Origin of the sequence: Bacillus licheniformis DSM 13 = ATCC 14580 (assembly GCF_000011645.1) — a bacterium.
Lineage (GTDB): Bacteria > Bacillota > Bacilli > Bacillales > Bacillaceae > Bacillus > Bacillus licheniformis.
Genome location: NC_006270.3, coordinates 657550 through 671349 on the forward strand (window position 1 = coordinate 657550; position 13800 = coordinate 671349).

Annotated in this window: 10 protein-coding genes; all 10 read left to right on the forward strand. The window is 48.3% G+C overall.

The window, feature by feature from the left end; genetic code table 11:
• Window positions 1-34 precede the first annotated feature (34 nt).
• The 10 genes from amyS to pgmB all read left to right on the forward strand — a co-directional run bounded on the left by amyS (window position 35) and on the right by pgmB (window position 13640).
• On the forward strand, window positions 35-1573 hold the full coding sequence (gene amyS / locus TRNA_RS24780; protein ID WP_011197602.1) for an alpha-amylase: 1539 nt from the start codon (window positions 35-37) through the stop codon (window positions 1571-1573).
• A gap of 162 nt (window positions 1574-1735) precedes the next feature.
• Window positions 1736-2686: a LacI family DNA-binding transcriptional regulator gene (locus TRNA_RS24785; protein ID WP_009329171.1), complete on the forward strand. Its 951-nt coding sequence runs from the start codon at window positions 1736-1738 to the stop codon at window positions 2684-2686.
• 115 nt (window positions 2687-2801) lie between these two features.
• Window positions 2802-4565: a glycoside hydrolase family 13 protein gene (locus TRNA_RS24790; RefSeq protein WP_011201572.1), complete on the forward strand. Its 1764-nt coding sequence runs from the start codon at window positions 2802-2804 to the stop codon at window positions 4563-4565.
• A gap of 94 nt (window positions 4566-4659) precedes the next feature.
• Window positions 4660-5913, forward strand: coding sequence for an extracellular solute-binding protein (locus TRNA_RS24795; RefSeq protein WP_009329168.1), 1254 nt, complete (start codon window positions 4660-4662; stop codon window positions 5911-5913).
• A 41-nt stretch (window positions 5914-5954) separates the two neighbouring features.
• The gene (locus tag TRNA_RS24800; RefSeq protein ID WP_003179455.1) at window positions 5955-7262 is read left to right on the forward strand and encodes a carbohydrate ABC transporter permease; all 1308 of its coding nucleotides are present in this window, start codon (window positions 5955-5957) and stop codon (window positions 7260-7262) included.
• Window positions 7263-8114, forward strand: coding sequence for a sugar ABC transporter permease (locus TRNA_RS24805; RefSeq protein ID WP_003179457.1), 852 nt, complete (start codon window positions 7263-7265; stop codon window positions 8112-8114). It begins immediately after the preceding gene.
• A gap of 4 nt (window positions 8115-8118) precedes the next feature.
• Window positions 8119-9000: a DUF1189 domain-containing protein gene (locus tag TRNA_RS24810; RefSeq protein WP_003179460.1), complete on the forward strand. Its 882-nt coding sequence runs from the start codon at window positions 8119-8121 to the stop codon at window positions 8998-9000.
• Window positions 8978-11260: a glycoside hydrolase family 65 protein gene (locus TRNA_RS24815; protein WP_009329164.1), complete on the forward strand. Its 2283-nt coding sequence runs from the start codon at window positions 8978-8980 to the stop codon at window positions 11258-11260. Before TRNA_RS24810 ends, TRNA_RS24815 begins: the two co-directional genes overlap by 23 nt.
• Window positions 11257-12963, forward strand: a complete 1707-nt coding sequence (locus tag TRNA_RS24820) for a glycoside hydrolase family 13 protein (RefSeq protein WP_003179464.1) — start codon at window positions 11257-11259, stop codon at window positions 12961-12963. Before TRNA_RS24815 ends, TRNA_RS24820 begins: the two co-directional genes overlap by 4 nt.
• Complete coding sequence (gene pgmB / locus TRNA_RS24825) at window positions 12960-13640, forward strand: beta-phosphoglucomutase (protein WP_003179466.1); 681 nt, start codon at window positions 12960-12962, stop codon at window positions 13638-13640. Before TRNA_RS24820 ends, pgmB begins: the two co-directional genes overlap by 4 nt.
• Window positions 13641-13800 lie beyond the last annotated feature (160 nt).

Here is a 13800-nt window from a genome sequence, read left to right on the forward strand (position 1 = left end):
ATCATATGTTTCACATTGAAAGGGGAGGAGAATCATGAAACAACAAAAACGGCTTTACGCCCGATTGCTGCCGCTGTTATTTGCGCTCATCTTCTTGCTGCCTCATTCTGCAGCAGCGGCGGCAAATCTTAAAGGGACGCTGATGCAGTATTTTGAATGGTACATGCCCAATGACGGCCAACATTGGAAGCGCTTGCAAAACGACTCGGCATATTTGGCTGAACACGGTATTACTGCCGTCTGGATTCCCCCGGCATATAAGGGAACGAGCCAAGCGGATGTGGGCTACGGTGCTTACGACCTTTATGATTTAGGGGAGTTTCATCAAAAAGGGACGGTTCGGACAAAGTACGGCACAAAAGGAGAGCTGCAATCTGCGATCAAAAGTCTTCATTCCCGCGACATTAACGTTTACGGGGATGTGGTCATCAACCACAAAGGCGGCGCTGATGCGACCGAAGATGTAACCGCGGTTGAAGTCGATCCCGCTGACCGCAACCGCGTAATTTCAGGAGAACACCGAATTAAAGCCTGGACACATTTTCATTTTCCGGGGCGCGGCAGCACATACAGCGATTTTAAATGGCATTGGTACCATTTTGACGGAACCGATTGGGACGAGTCCCGAAAGCTGAACCGCATCTATAAGTTTCAAGGAAAGGCTTGGGATTGGGAAGTTTCCAATGAAAACGGCAACTATGATTATTTGATGTATGCCGACATCGATTATGACCATCCTGATGTCGCAGCAGAAATTAAGAGATGGGGCACTTGGTATGCCAATGAACTGCAATTGGACGGTTTCCGTCTTGATGCTGTCAAACACATTAAATTTTCTTTTTTGCGGGATTGGGTTAATCATGTCAGGGAAAAAACGGGGAAGGAAATGTTTACGGTAGCTGAATATTGGCAGAATGACTTGGGCGCGCTGGAAAACTATTTGAACAAAACAAATTTTAATCATTCAGTGTTTGACGTGCCGCTTCATTATCAGTTCCATGCTGCATCGACACAGGGAGGCGGCTATGATATGAGGAAATTGCTGAACGGTACGGTCGTTTCCAAGCATCCGTTGAAAGCGGTTACATTTGTCGATAACCATGATACACAGCCGGGGCAATCGCTTGAGTCGACTGTCCAAACATGGTTTAAGCCGCTTGCTTACGCTTTTATTCTCACAAGGGAATCTGGATACCCTCAGGTTTTCTACGGGGATATGTACGGGACGAAAGGAGACTCCCAGCGCGAAATTCCTGCCTTGAAACACAAAATTGAACCGATCTTAAAAGCGAGAAAACAGTATGCGTACGGAGCACAGCATGATTATTTCGACCACCATGACATTGTCGGCTGGACAAGGGAAGGCGACAGCTCGGTTGCAAATTCAGGTTTGGCGGCATTAATAACAGACGGACCCGGTGGGGCAAAGCGAATGTATGTCGGCCGGCAAAACGCCGGTGAGACATGGCATGACATTACCGGAAACCGTTCGGAGCCGGTTGTCATCAATTCGGAAGGCTGGGGAGAGTTTCACGTAAACGGCGGGTCGGTTTCAATTTATGTTCAAAGATAGAAGAGCAGAGAGGACGGATTTCCTGAAGGAAATCCGTTTTTTTATTTTGCCCGTCTTATAAATTTCTTTGATTACATTTTATAATTAATTTTAACAAAGTGTCATCAGCCCTCAGGAAGGACTTGCTGACAGTTTGAATCGCATAGGTAAGGCGGGGATGAAATGGCAACGTTATCTGATGTAGCAAAGAAAGCAAATGTGTCGAAAATGACGGTATCGCGGGTGATCAATCATCCTGAGACTGTGACGGATGAATTGAAAAAGCTTGTTCATTCCGCAATGAAGGAGCTCAATTATATACCGAACTATGCAGCAAGAGCGCTCGTTCAAAACAGAACACAGGTCGTCAAGCTGCTCATACTGGAAGAAATGGATACAACAGAACCTTATTATATGAATCTGTTAACGGGAATCAGCCGCGAGCTGGACCGTCATCATTATGCTTTGCAGCTTGTCACAAGGAAATCTCTCAATATCGGCCAGTGCGACGGCATTATTGCGACGGGGTTGAGAAAAGCCGATTTTGAAGGGCTCATCAAGGTTTTTGAAAAGCCTGTCGTTGTATTCGGGCAAAATGAAATGGGCTACGATTTTATTGATGTTAACAATGAAAAAGGAACCTATATGGCAACACGTCACGTCATTGGTCTGGGCGTCCGCAATGTCGTCTTTTTTGGGATCGATTTGGATGAGCCCTTTGAACGGTCAAGGGAAAAAGGCTACCTTCAGGCGATGGAAGGCAGTCTGAAAAAAGCAGCGATTTTCCGGATGGAAAACAGTTCAAAAAAAAGTGAAGCACGCGCGCGGGAAGTGCTTGCATCCTTTGACGCACCTGCAGCGGTTGTTTGCGCTTCGGACCGAATCGCGCTCGGGGTTATCCGCGCGGTGCAATCGCTTGGTAAAAGAATTCCGGAAGATGTCGCGGTCACCGGCTATGACGGGGTGTTTCTCGACCGGATCGCTTCGCCTCGCCTGACAACCGTCAGACAGCCTGTTGTTGAAATGGGAGAGGCTTGCGCGAGAATCCTGCTGAAAAAAATCAATGAAGACGGAGCGCCGCAAGGCAATCAATTTTTTGAGCCGGAGCTTATTGTCCGCGAATCGACTTTGTAGGGTGTCTCATTCTGTTACCGTTAACAGCTGAAAATGATTGTTCCTGTTACCGCCGTCATGATAATTTCAGAATAAAAGCCGGTTTATCACAGCCGGACAACCAAAAGGGGGAAACATGATGGAATATGCAGCGATACATCATCAGCCTTTCAGCTCTGATGCCTATTCTTACAATGGACGGACATTGCACATCAAGATCCGTACAAAAAAGGATGATGCCGAACACGTCCGCTTGGTTTGGGGCGATCCTTACGAATACACCGGCGGCACATGGAAAGCGAACGAGCTTGCGATGGCGAAAATTGCCGCAACAAGCACCCATGATTACTGGTTTGCCGAAGTGGCGCCTCCATTCAGGCGTCTGCAATACGGATTTATCCTGACAGGCGCTGATGATCGAGACACTTTTTACGGAAGCAATGGTGCATGTCCGTTTGCCGGGAAAGCGGCGGATATAGGCAAACACTGTTTTAAATTTCCGTTTGTTCATGAGGCAGACACGTTTGATGCACCTGACTGGGTCAAATCAACCGTCTGGTATCAAATTTTTCCGGAGCGCTTTGCCAGCGGGCGGGAAGATTTGTCTCCGGAAAACGCTTTGCCATGGGGAAGCAAAGATCCTGAGGCGCACGATTTTTTCGGAGGGGATTTGCAGGGGATCATGGACAAGCTGGACTATTTGGAAGACTTGGGGGTAGGCGGAATCTATTTGACGCCGATCTTTGCCGCGCCTTCCAACCATAAATACGACACATTGGACTATTGCTCCATCGATCCGCATTTTGGCGATGAGGAGCTCTTTCGCACGCTGGTCAGCCGGATTCACGAGCGGGGAATGAAAATCATGCTTGATGCTGTTTTTAACCACATTGGCAGCGCTTCGCAAGAGTGGCAGGATGTTGTCAAAAACGGTGAAACGTCCCGCTATAAAGACTGGTTCCATATTCATTCTTTCCCTGTTAAAGAAGGCAGCTATGATACATTTGCGTTTACTCCCGAGATGCCGAAGCTCAATACGGCCAACCCGGAAGTTCAGGCTTATTTGCTTGATATTGCGCTGTACTGGATCCGCGAATTTGATATCGACGGCTGGCGTTTGGATGTGGCAAATGAAGTTGATCATGCGTTTTGGAAGAAATTCCGGCAAGCCGTCACGGCAGAAAAGCCCGACATTTTTATATTGGGCGAAATCTGGCATCAGGCTGATCCGTGGCTTAGAGGAGACGAATTTCATTCGGTCATGAACTACCCGTTCACAGAACCGATGATTGACTATTTTGCAGACGGATCGATTTCAGCTTCGCAAATGGCCAGCCGCATCAATTCGCATTTAATGAGCGGGATGAAGCAGGTCAATGAGGTGATGTTTAATTTGCTGGACAGTCATGACACGAAGCGGATTTTGACAAGATGCGGAGGAGATGACAAAAAGGTGCGCTCTCTTTTGGCATTCATGTTTGCTCAGACAGGCTCGCCGTGCATTTATTACGGAACGGAAGTCGGGCTTGACGGCGGCGATGATCCATTGTGCCGGAAGTGCATGGTTTGGGAAGAGGAAAAACAGAATCAAGAGATGCTCGCATTTATGAAACGGCTGATCGCTTTGCGAAAACAAGAGAATGATGTATTGACTTATGGCGCGCTTGAGTGGAAGCTGGTTGATGACCAAAACGATTTTGTCAGTTTTTCTCGAACGCATGAAGGAAAAGAGCTGATCTACTTCTTCCACCAGGGCAGCGAGGTGCGCCGTGTCAGATTGCGGGATTTGAAGATTGCAAGCGATAAAAGAATATACGATGCGTGGACGGAAGAAGCGCTTCAGCATGATGATGTGGTCGACATTCAGCCAGGCGGATTTTTCATTTTGGGGGCGGTCTAAATTCTGTTACCGGTAACAGGTTTAAAACTATTGTAACCGCTTTCTGTCGAGGATTACAATTGTCTCAGATTCCAAGATAGAAGGGGGAAAAAAGATGCAACATTTAAAAAAAGGAATTTTAGTGCTGCTGGCGTCAGTTCTGCTGTTCGGTCTTGCCGCCTGTTCAAGTTCAAAGGAAACGGGAGGCAGCGGCGGGAAAAAAGTGCTGACCGTGTCTGTAGAAGAGGTCTATAAACCTTACGTCGAAAGCATAAAGGAAGGTTTTGAAAAAGAGAATGATGTGACAGTCAAAATCGTTGAAAAGCCGATGTTCGACCAGCTTGAAGCGCTTCCGCTTGACGGTCCGGCAGGCAATGCGCCCGATGTCATGCTTGCGGCATACGACCGTATCGGCGGCTTAGGACAGCAAGGTCATTTGCTGGAAGTCAAACCGTCTGACACAAAAAGCTTCGGAGACAAAGAAATGCAGCAGGTGACGGTTGGCGGAAAAGTCTATGGAATCCCGCTTGTTATTGAAACTCTCGTACTCTATTACAACAAAGACCTGTTAAAAACGCCGCCAAAAACTTTTAACGAGCTCGAGGATTTAACAAAAGACAAGAGGTTCGCTTTTTCTTCGGAAAAAGGAAAATCGACCGCCTTTCTTGCAAAATGGACGGACTTTTACATGTCATACGGTTTAATGGCCGGATACGGCGGATATGTATTCGGAGCTGACGGCACGGATTCCGGAGACATCGGTCTGAACAACAAGGGAGCCGTAGAGGCGGTGGAATACGCCGAAAAATGGTTTAGTGAATATTGGCCGAAAGGCATGCAGGACAATACGAGCGCAGACGATTTTATCCAGCAGACCTTTATGGACGGAAAAGCAGCGGCTGTTATCGGAGGTCCTTGGTCGGCTTCCAATTATAAAGAAGCCGGTTTGAACTACGGCGCAGCGAAAATCCCGACATTGCCGAACGGAAAAGAGTATGCCCCGTTTGCAGGCGGAAAAGGCTGGGTCGCCTCAAAATATACGAAAGAGCCGGAGCTTGCTGAGAAATGGCTTCAATATGCCGCAAATGACGAAAACGCTTACCGCTTTTATGAAGATACGAACGAAGTTCCGGCCAACCTCGCTGCTCGAAAGAAAGCAGGGGAGCAAAAAAGCGAGCTGACGTCGGCGGTCATCACACAATACGAAACGGCGACTCCAACTCCGAATATTCCGGAAATGGCCGAAGTGTGGACAGGTGCAGAAAGCTTGATATTTGACGCGGCAGCAGGGAAAAAATCGGCTCAGCAATCAGCGGATGATGCCGTGCGCGTGATCAAAGAAAACATTAAAGAAAAGTATGTGAAATAAAACGGCGGTTTTAGCGTCCGGAAGAATAGAGGGCGAAAAAAATGAACAAAGACCAAACACTAGCAAACCGGAGCCGGAAGGCAGCGCTGTTATCGATAATTCCCGGTGCTGGCCAGATTGCAAACCGGCAGTTTTCAAAGGGGATCCTTTTTCTAGTCATCACAGGCTTGTTTATTTGTGAGTTAGCGATTTTCGGTTATCAGGCGCTGATCGGTCTCGTGACGCTGGGGACTGTCCCCGGAGAAGACCACTCGCTGTTTCTCTTGATAGAGGGCACGCTGCAATTGATTTTGACGCTCGTTTTCTTGATGTTTTACATCTTTAATCTGTATGATGCCCGGAAGACCGCCGCGATGAAGGCGGCGGGTTTGAAAATCAGCGAGACGGCTGGGGACATGATCAGAAATGCAGGTGACAAAGGGTTTCCGTATTTATTTACGCTGCCGGCATATCTCATGATGGTGTTTGTGATTATTTTTCCGGTGCTGGTGACTCTGTTTATCGCGTTTACAAACTACGATTTTTATCATATTCCGCCAAACAGTCTCATCGACTGGGTCGGCTTTAAAAATTTCATGAATATCTTTTTCCTTGGCTCGTATCGGCAAACATTCGCCGATGTGCTGGGCTGGACGATCATCTGGACGATCTGTGCGACGACGCTGCAAATTGTTCTCGGCATCGTGACGGCGCTGATCGTCAATCAGAACTTTATTAAAGGCAAGCGGATGTTCCGGATCATCTTCCTGCTTCCGTGGGCCGTTCCGGCATTTATTACGATTATGAGCTTCGCCAACATTTTCAACGACTCGGCGGGCGCGATGAACGTCCAGGTGATCCCGCTTTTGAACCAGCTTCCGTTCGTCGACATCCCGGCTGTCGCATGGAAGACCGATCCGTTCTGGACGAAGACGGCTTTGATTATGATCCAGACGTGGCTCGGTTTTCCCTACATTTATGTCATGGTGACGGGGGTGCTTCAGGCGATTCCCGGAGAGCTTTATGAAGCGGCAAAGATTGACGGCGCGACATTTATTCAGCGCTTTAAACACATTACGCTGCCGATGATTTTATTTGCGACCGCACCGGTGATGATTACCCAGTATACATTTAATTTCAATAACTTCTCGATCATCTATTTATTTAATGAAGGCGGTCCGGGGAGTGCGGGGGCCGGAGCCGGGTCAACCGACATCTTAATATCCTGGATCTATAAGCTGACGACGGGGACGTCGCCGCAGTATTCCGTGGCGGCTGCTGTCACACTGCTCATTTCTTTCATTGTCATCGGGGTTTCCCTGATTGCTTTTAAGAAATCGAATGCCTTTGGCAATGAGGAGGTCATGTAGATGAGAGGGCTTTTTAAAAATACGCGGTTCACCGGGATGCTGAACAAGGTTTTGACCTATATATTTTTGGCGTTTTTAAGCATCGTGATTATTTATCCGCTTTTGATCACAGCATCATCCGCATTCCGGGTCGGGAATGTAGCGGCTTTTACACTCGATTTTTCGGGCGCATGGACATTGGACCACTTTAAGCGGCTGTTTGAAGAGACGCTTTACCTCAATTGGTACGGGAATACACTTGTGATCGCTCTGTCTGTCATGGTGTTCCAGGTGACGATTGTGACGCTTGCCGGCTATACGTACAGCCGCTACCGGTTTGCGGGCCGAAAAAAGAGCCTCATTTTCTTTTTGATCATTCAAATGGTGCCGACGATGGCGGCGCTGACCGCTTTTTACGTCCTGGCCATGCTGATCGGAGCTTTGGACCAATATTGGTTTTTAACTGCAATCTATATCGGCGGCGGAATTCCGATGAACACATGGCTGATGAAGGGCTACTTTGATACAGTGCCGAGAGAAATCGATGAAGCGGCGCGAATTGATGGAGCGGGGCACCTGCGGATCTTTGCTTCGGTCGTTCTCCCGCTTGTGAAACCGATGCTTGCAGTCCAGGCGCTGTGGGCGTTTATGGGGCCGTTCGGCGACTATCTGCTGGCGAAATTTCTGCTTCGGTCGCCGGAAAGCCTGACCATCGCCGTCGGTTTGCAGACATTCATCTCCAATCCGCAGCAGCAAAAAGTCGCGCTGTTTGCAGCTGGGGCGATTCTTGCAGCTCTGCCGATTTGCATCTTGTTCTTCTTTCTCCAAAAGAACTTTGTGTCCGGTTTGACATCCGGCGGAACGAAGGGATAAATCGATGAACGACATGCGAAACGAAAAGCTGATCGTCCGATTTCTTAAAGCAGCGGCATCACCGGCGGGCGTCATGCGCTGCAAACATGCATTCAGCTGGCTCGAAATTTCTTTTCTGTTTATGTTTTTGACTGCTTGTTTAATGGCGCCTATGACCCTTGCGTTTATGAAAATGGACCGCTTCAATGCCGGGTATCTGATCCCGAACGTCGCTCAAGAGGCTGACGCGGCATTCATCAAACAATTAAAAGGCTACCAATTGACAAACGGAAGATTGAAGGGCGAAGACGAGCTGTACCGTGTGGAGAAAGGGAGAACCCTGCTGGCCGTCGATTTGAAGGATGAATTAAAAACAAGCGGTGAGAACGGGCGGATAAAAGCGGAAGGCTATCAAAATGCGCTCATCTTTCAGTCAGATCATCTGATCATCAGTGATCAAAGCGGAGCGGGGTTTTCCGTTCGCTATCCGGCAAAGGCTGGGCTGAATGATCTGGATGCCGGTCATTTGGGGGATTTTATCGGTGCAATGTGGTTTGCCCAATATAAGCCGCTTATCATCATGCTGGCCTGTTCGGCGGTTTTCATCATCTCGCTTTTTTTAACGGCCGTTCTGGCGGGAGGCATCTGGATCTCCAAAAAATCCAACATGACCGGGATAAGGTCGTTTAAGGAAGCGGCCGCAGCGGCGGTGTGCGGATCGGCGCTTCCGGCAGGAGCCGCAATGGCTTTCGGTATGATCAGCTTTGACTTCATCGCGATGCTGCTCATCCATTCGTGCGGTAGTGCTTTGATGGTCTCTTTCATTTTCAGGCACATCTTCAAGAACCGCCATCACAACGAAAATCTACAGTCAGGAGGAAATCATGGCAAATCAGCGGCTATTTGAGATCGACCAGTGGAAAATCAAAACAAACAAATTTGAAAAGGAACATAAACGGCTTCAGGAAAGTCTGACATCCTTGGCGAACGGATATATGGGAATCAGGGGGAATTTTGAAGAAAGCTATTCAGGCGAAAGTCTCAAAGGCACATATATCGCAGGGGTTTGGTTCCCTGACAAAACGCGTGTCGGCTGGTGGAAAAACGGCTATCCCGAATATTTCGGGAAAGTGATCAATGCGATGAATTTCATCGGAATTGATGTATATGTAGACGACGAAAAAGTCGACCTCAGCCAAAACGACATCGAATCGTTTGAATTGGAGCTTAATATGAAAGAAGGCATCTTGCGGAGAAGCGCTGTCGTCCGTGTGAATCAAAAGGCTGTCAAAATTTCGTCCGAGCGCTTTCTTAGCCTCGATGTCCCGCAACTGTGCGCGATCCATTATGAAGCGGAATGCCTGAGCGATGAAGCGGTCATCACGCTTGTTCCTTATCTTGATGGAAATGTCGCAAATGAGGATGCCAATTTCGAAGAGCGGTTTTGGCAGGAAGAAGCGAAAGGCGCCGAATCTCATCGCGGCCATCTTGTGACGAAAACGATTGAGAATCCGTTTGGAACCCCGCGTTTTACGGTGGCTGCTTCTATGTGCAATGTGACGGAAGGATATGTCAGCGAGCATTTTCAAACGGATGCAATGTACGCGGAAAACCGCTACTGTTACGAAGTGGGACCGGGAACAAAGGCTTCTTTAAAGAAATTGATCATTGTCACAACGTCCCGGGATTTTGAAGAAGCAGAGCTTTTAGTACAGGGCAGGGCGCTTTTGGCGGATGTTCTTCGGCAGGGATATGAAGAAGCGAAGCGGAGGCATACCGAACATTGGATGGAAAGGTGGGCAAAAGCGGACATTGAAATTAAAGGGGATGATGAGCTTCAGCAGGGCATCCGGTACAACCTCTTTCAGCTCTTCTCGACATACTACGGAGCCGATTCACGCTTAAACATCGGGCCGAAAGGATTTACCGGCGAGAAATACGGAGGAGCCGCCTATTGGGATACTGAGGCGTACGCCGTTCCGATGTATTTGGCGACGGCAGAGCCGGAGGTGACGAAGAATCTGCTTTTGTACCGCTATCATCATTTGGAGGCAGCAAAACGGAATGCCGCCAAACTGGGGCTGAAAGGAGCCCTTTATCCGATGGTCACCTTCACAGGCGATGAATGCCACAATGAATGGGAGATCACCTTCGAAGAAATTCACCGCAACGGCGCGATCTGTTATGCGATCTACAATTATGTCAATTATACAGGCGACCGGGACTACATGAAAGAATACGGGATAGACGTTCTCGTCGAAATCAGCAGATTTTGGGCGGACCGCGTCCACTTCTCAAAACGAAACAATAAATACATGATCCACGGCGTCACAGGGCCGAATGAATATGAAAACAATGTCAACAACAACTGGTATACGAACTTGATTGCGTCATGGACGCTTGAGTACACGCTCGAAAACCTCGCTATCCTCCCGGAGGAAAAACGCCGCCGGCTTGATGTACGGGAAGCCGAAATCGAGAAATGGAAGGATATCATCGAGCGAATGTACTATCCATACAGTGAGGAATTAAATGTTTTTATTCAGCATGATACTTTCCTGGATAAAGAGCTTCAGGCAGCGGATGAGCTTGAACCGGGTGACCGTCCGCTCTATCAGAACTGGTCATGGGATAAAATTCTCCGCTCCAGTTTTATTAAGCAGGCTGATGTTCTGCAAGGCATTTATTTCTTTAATCACCGATTTACAATGGAAGAAAAACGTCGCAACTTTGAATTTTATGAACCGATGACAGTTCATGAATCGAGCCTTTCGCCATCTGTCCATGCGGTGCTGGCGGCTGAGCTCAAAATGGAAAAGAAAGCGCTCGAACTGTATAAGCGTACAGCGAGGCTTGATCTGGATAATTACAATCATGACACCGAGGAAGGGCTTCATATCACTTCGATGACCGGAAGCTGGCTCGCCATCGTGCAAGGATTTGCCGGCATGCGCACTCAGGATGAGAAGCTGTCTTTTGCTCCGTTTCTGCCGAAGGAATGGGACGGTTATTCGTTCAACATCAATTATCGAGACCGGCTAATCAATGTGCAGGTAGAGGAAAACAGCGTCGTTTTCAGTCTTTTAAAAGGAGAACCGCTTTCTATGACAGTTTATGGAGAACAGATCGCACTGAACGGACGGTATGAAAGGAGGATGGCCCGATGAGCCAATGGTGGAAAGAGGCAGTCGTGTATCAAATTTACCCGCGGAGTTTTTATGATTCCAACGGAGACGGCTTCGGTGATTTGCAGGGGGTGATTCAAAAGCTCGATTACATCAAAAGCCTTGGAGCCGATGTCATATGGCTGTGTCCTGTGTTTGATTCCCCGCAGGATGACAACGGCTACGACATCAGCGACTATAGAAGCATATACGAAAAGTTCGGGACGAACGATGATATGTTTCAATTGATTGATGAAGTGCATAAACGCGGAATGAAAATCATTATGGATCTTGTCGTGAATCACACGTCTGATGAACATGCCTGGTTTGCCGAAAGCCGCAAGTCAAAGGACAATCCTTACCGTGATTATTATTTTTGGAAGGATCCAAAGGCGGACGGTTCAGAGCCGAACAATTGGGGATCGATCTTTTCAGGGCCGGCATGGACGCTCGATGAGCGGACAGGACAGTATTATCTTCACTACTTTTCGAAAAAGCAGCCTGACTTAAACTGGGAGAATGAAGCGGTTCGCCGCGAAGTATACGATTTGATGACATTTTGGATGGACAGAGGCGTGGACGGCTGGCGGATGGACGTGATCGGTTCCATCTCCAAATTCGTCGACTTTCCCGATTATGAAACAGATGACAGCCGTCCATATGTCGTCGGCCGCTATCATTCGAACGGCCCCCGTCTGCACGAATTTATACAAGAGATGAACCGGGAAGTGCTGTCCCGTTACGACTGTATGACGGTCGGCGAAGCAAACGGCTCAGATGTTGAAGAAGCGAAAAAATACACGGATCCAAGCAGACATGAGCTGAACATGATTTTTACATTTGAACATATGGATATTGATACCAAACAGCATTCTCCGAATGGGAAATGGCAGATGAAGCCGTTTGACCCGATCGCTTTAAAAAAGACGATGACGAGGTGGCAGACCGCTTTAATGAATGTCGGCTGGAATACGCTTTATTTCGAAAATCATGATCAGCCGAGGGTCATATCCCGCTGGGGCAATGACCGCGAGCTCCGCAAACAATGCGCCAAAGCATTTGCAACAGTTCTGCACGGCATGAAGGGAACCCCGTTCATTTATCAAGGTGAAGAAATCGGCATGACAAACAGCGAGATGCCGCTCGAAATGTATGATGATCTCGAAATCAAAAACGCATACCGCGAACTTGTCATTGAAAACAAAACGATGACAGAGGAAGACTTTCGAAAAGCCGTGGCGAAAAAAGGGCGGGATCATGCGAGAACGCCGATGCAATGGGATGACGGGAAATACGCGGGCTTTACGGATGGAGAGCCTTGGCTGGCGGTAAATCCCCGCTATCAAGAAATCAATGTGAAAGAGTCGCTTGCCGATGAAGATTCGATTTTCTATTATTATCAGAAGCTCATCGGGCTGCGCAAACAAAATAAAGTCATCGTGTACGGAGACTATCGGCTGCTGCTCGAGGAAGATCCGCGAATCTTTGCGTATATCCGCGAATATCGGGGCGAAAAGCTGTTAGTCGCCGTGAATTTATCAGAAGAAAAGGCGCTGTTTCATGCTTCGCCGGAATTGCTTGAGGACAGATGGGATGTGCTGTTGTCAAACTACGCCCGAGAGCGGCTTAATATAAGCGGCAGTATCGACATGGAGCCTTATGAAGCTTTCATGATGATCAGCCGGGCAAAGGATTACACATCATGAAAGCGGTCATTTTTGACTTGGACGGCGTGATCACGGATACGGCCGAGTATCATTATCTCGCATGGAAACATACTGCAGAACAAATCGGCATTGAGATTGACCGGAGCTTTAATGAACGGCTGAAAGGCATCAACAGAGAGCAGTCGCTTGATAAGATTTTGATTCACGGCGGCGCGGCCGGAAAGTTTCAGGAGGCGGAGAAACAAGAGATCATGCGCCGGAAAAATCAATACTACCAACAGCTGATCCAAAACTTGACTCCGCACGACCTGCTGCCGGGAATCTCCGTGCTTTTTGCCGAATTGAAAAGAGAACATATAAGCATTGCGTTAGCTTCGTCAAGCCGAAACGCGCCTGCTATTTTGCAGCGGCTCGGTGTCATGGACGAATTTCAGGGTGTCGTTGATCCGGCCGCACTTGCTCACGGAAAGCCCGACCCCGAAATCTTTTTGACGGCCGCTGCACTGCTCGGTGTGCCTCCGTCTGAATGTGCAGCAATCGAAGATGCTGAAGCCGGGATCGCCGCGATCAAATCCGCAGGGATGTTCGCGGTGGGAGTCGGTGATGAGACATCGCTGCGCGGAGCCGATTTGATCGTGCACAACACAAACGAGCTGACGTTTGAGCTGCTGAATGAAGGATGGCAGCGCTATTGCTGTATAAGAGAAGGAAAATGAAAAGCAACCCGAGAATCATAAAATGACAGGCCGCCGCTGGCGGCCTTATCTGCAATCGGAGAGGGAAGCAAAACCAAGAACAAGATCAAGATCAAGGCGTTCGGCTGGCCGGAGAGGGAGACCGTTCAGATATGCGTTTTGCTGGTTATACAACCGATCT

Bases quoted from the DNA above. Each gene is read 5' to 3' on its own strand.
- amyS (WP_011197602.1), top strand. From the start codon at position 35: ATGAAACAACAAAAACGGCTTTACGCCCGATTGCTGCCGCTGTTATTT.
- TRNA_RS24785 (WP_009329171.1), top strand. From the start codon at position 1,736: ATGGCAACGTTATCTGATGTAGCAAAGAAAGCAAATGTGTCGAAAATG.
- TRNA_RS24790 (WP_011201572.1), top strand. From the start codon at position 2,802: ATGATGGAATATGCAGCGATACATCATCAGCCTTTCAGCTCTGATGCC.
- TRNA_RS24795 (WP_009329168.1), top strand. From the start codon at position 4,660: ATGCAACATTTAAAAAAAGGAATTTTAGTGCTGCTGGCGTCAGTTCTG.
- TRNA_RS24800 (WP_003179455.1), top strand. From the start codon at position 5,955: ATGAACAAAGACCAAACACTAGCAAACCGGAGCCGGAAGGCAGCGCTG.
- TRNA_RS24805 (WP_003179457.1), top strand. From the start codon at position 7,263: ATGAGAGGGCTTTTTAAAAATACGCGGTTCACCGGGATGCTGAACAAG.
- TRNA_RS24810 (WP_003179460.1), top strand. From the start codon at position 8,119: ATGAACGACATGCGAAACGAAAAGCTGATCGTCCGATTTCTTAAAGCA.
- TRNA_RS24815 (WP_009329164.1), top strand. From the start codon at position 8,978: ATGGCAAATCAGCGGCTATTTGAGATCGACCAGTGGAAAATCAAAACA.
- TRNA_RS24820 (WP_003179464.1), top strand. From the start codon at position 11,257: ATGAGCCAATGGTGGAAAGAGGCAGTCGTGTATCAAATTTACCCGCGG.
- pgmB (WP_003179466.1), top strand. From the start codon at position 12,960: ATGAAAGCGGTCATTTTTGACTTGGACGGCGTGATCACGGATACGGCC.